The organism is Desulfolutivibrio sp., from assembly GCF_036584575.1.
Classification (GTDB): Bacteria; Desulfobacterota; Desulfovibrionia; order Desulfovibrionales; family Desulfovibrionaceae; genus Desulfolutivibrio.
Genome location: NZ_JAZHDB010000175.1, coordinates 1 through 2758, shown reverse-complemented (window position 1 = coordinate 2758; position 2758 = coordinate 1). Strand labels below are relative to the sequence as shown.

Sequence of the window (2758 nt, the reverse complement as noted above, 5' to 3'; positions counted from 1 at the left end):
GATGCCGGGCCATGAAAAAGGCCGCCAGACGCGCCAGGCAGGCGGCGGCCTCGGCGTCGGAAAAAAGCCCCGGCAGCTCCACGGCCAGGGCCGGATGCCGTCCCAGTCTGCCTCCGGCCATGACCCGCCAGCTTAAGCGCTCAAGGGTCAGGGCCTCATGGGGGCAGGCCCGGACGCACAGGCCGCAGCCCAGACAGCGTTTCCGGTCGATGACCGGCCCGTCCGGGCTTACGGCCATGGCCTTTTCCGGGCAGGCCGCAGCGCAGGCCCCGCATCCCGTACACCGGTCGGGCTGGCGCGACGGCCGACAGGCCCGGATGAGCCCGAAGTCCGCCACCTGGGGACCGGCGCAGGCGTTGGGGCATCCGGCCAGCACGATCTTTATGGCCTGATGGTGGCGGATGGAGGGTTCCGTGGCGGCCAGAAACGCGGGCCAGCCCGCCTCGGTGAGGGTGTGGGCCAAAAGCCCGGGCATGTCCGTGTCGCAGGGCAGGGCATGCGGGCAGGGCCGGGCCCCGGGGGCCGGGGCGAGGCCCCGGCAGGCGGTGATGCGGAAGGTGGTTTCGGGCATGGTCGGGAGTCCTTTTGACGGGGTGTATCCCGAACGGGTCGGGCTGGCCTTGACGTAGGTCAAAAAACCGGGAATCGGAAGCGTATGCCTGGGATCGACAAAAAAGCGGCCGTGGCCGGGATGGAGATGTTTACGGGGCTTTCCCCGGACAAGATCGCCGAGCTTGCGGCCGTGGCCGAGGTGCGGCGTCGGGAGCGGGGGCGGGTGATCTTTCGCGCCGGGGAGGCGGCCGACGGCTTTTACGGCGTGGCCTCGGGCAAGGTGCGCATCTACCGGTCTTCGCCGTCGGGCAAGGAGCACATCCTGCATGTGTTCGGCCCGGGCGCGGCCTTTGCCGAGGTGGTGGTGTTCCAGGGCGGGGTGTTCCCGGCCGACGCCCAGGCCTTGGAGGACAGCGAGCTTTTATTTTTCCCACGCCGGGGCTTTGCGGCGCTATTACGCGACGATCCGGAACTGGCCATGTCCATGCTGGCCCTTCTGTCCATGCGCCTGCGGTTTTTCGTCCAAAAGATCGAGGAGTTGAGCCTCAAGGAGGTGCCTGCCAGGCTGGCCGCCCACCTGCTGCTTCTGCATTCGGCCCAGAAGAAGATGCGCCTGGACCTGGAGCTGCCCAAGGGACAGTTGGCCGGATACCTGGGCACGATCCCCGAGACCCTGTCCCGGGTGTTGCGCAAGATGGCCGACGAGGAGCTCATCGCGCTTTCCGGTCAGGCGGTGGTGTTGCGCGACGTGGCGCGGCTGGAGGAGCTGGCCTCGGGGCAAAAACCCCTGTAGCCGGGCCACCGGTCAGGCGGAGGGGACGGTCCCGAGCAGCCGCCGCAGATCCGAAATCTCGACAGGCTTGGCCAGGTAGCCGTCCATGCCCGCCGCCAGGAAGCGTTCTCGGTCGCCGGACATGGCGTGGGCCGTGAGCGCCATGACCGGTATGCCTGCCCGGTGGGCGAAAGCCGGATCATGGCGCAGGATGGCCAGGGTCTCAAGGCCTCCGAGCTTGGGCATCTGGATGTCCATGAGGATGCAGTCGAACCCCTCCCGGGAAAGGATGTCCAGGGCCGCCAAGCCGTTTTCGGCCTCGACCACGACATGTCCCATTTTTTCCAGCATCCGTCGCAGGGTCATCCGGTTGATGCGCTCGTCCTCCACGATAAGCACGCGCAGGTTCGCCCCCTGGGCCATCTCTCCCAAAAGCAGCGGGCCTTTGGCCTGGGCCGGGGGGGTGGCGGACAGCCCCAGATGCAGGCAGCAGGACACGGTGGTGCCCTCGCCGGGTTCGGTTTCCAGCACGAGATGCCCGTCCATGAGCTCCACCAGATGCTTGACGATGGCCAGCCCCAGCCCGGCGCCTTCATATTTGCGGGTCACGGCGCCGTCGGCCTGGGTGAAGGAATCGAAGATGGAATCGAGCTTGGCCTCGGGGATGCCGATGCCCGTGTCCGTGACGGTGAGAAAGACGCGGGCCGTGCCGGGTTCGGGGGCGGGAAGGGGATAGGCTTCCAGGTGTATCTCGCCGATTTCCGTGAATTTCACGGCGTTTCCCACCAGATTGAAGACCACTTGGCGCACGCGCACCTCATCGCCCACAAAGAGCCGGGGCAGGGTGGCGCCCATGTGCAGGATCAAGTCGATGCCGCGTTCCCGGCACACGGGGCCAAAGGTGTCGGCCACGGCCGCGAACACGTCGCCCAGGTCGAAGGGGTCGTGGCACAGGTAGAGCTTCCCGGCCTCCACCCGGGCCAGATCCAGAATGTCGCTGAGAAGGGCGGTCAGGCGATGGCCCGAACGCAGGGCCGTGCCCACGTAGTCGTCTTGCTCGGCATCGAGGCAGGTGTCCTGGAGCAGTTGCAGCATGCCCAGGAGGCCGTTTAAGGGCGTTCTGATCTCGTGGCTCATGTTGGCCAGAAATTCGCTTTTCATGCGGCTGGCGACCTCGGAGGCCTCCCTGGCCGCGACCAGTTGGCCTTCAGCCTGGACGCGGCAGATGCCCAGGGCCATGATGTCGGCCAGCCGGTCGATGATGATCCGGTCCTTGCCGGTGTATGGCCGGGCGGGGGCGGCGACGATCAGAAGGCCCACGGTGCGCTCGTCGGCCATGGCCCGCGCGCCCAGGCAGCCAGCGCAGTGGGCCGCCATCCCCCTGAAGAGTTTCCAGGTTCTGCCCGGCGAGCTTGAGGCCGCCTTCGAGGAGGG

Annotated in this window: 3 protein-coding genes; 1 reads left to right on the top strand and 2 read right to left on the bottom strand. The window is 67.4% G+C overall.

Annotated elements, in window-relative coordinates; all coding sequences use genetic code 11:
* The coding region (locus tag V3572_RS12850) for a 4Fe-4S binding protein (protein ID WP_332111412.1) at positions 1–571 on the bottom strand (571 nt) is incomplete at its 3' end.
* Positions 572–655: 84 nt separating this feature from the next.
* Between V3572_RS12850 and V3572_RS12845 the strand changes: the two genes are divergently transcribed.
* Positions 656–1345, top strand: coding sequence for a Crp/Fnr family transcriptional regulator (locus tag V3572_RS12845; protein ID WP_332111411.1), 690 nt, complete (start codon positions 656–658; stop codon positions 1343–1345).
* Between the two features lie 12 nt (positions 1346–1357).
* Here the strand turns inward: V3572_RS12845 and V3572_RS12840 are convergent, their stop codons facing one another.
* Positions 1358–2662: a response regulator gene (locus tag V3572_RS12840; protein ID WP_332111410.1), complete on the bottom strand. Its 1305-nt coding sequence runs from the start codon at positions 2660–2662 to the stop codon at positions 1358–1360.
* Positions 2663–2758 lie beyond the last annotated feature (96 nt).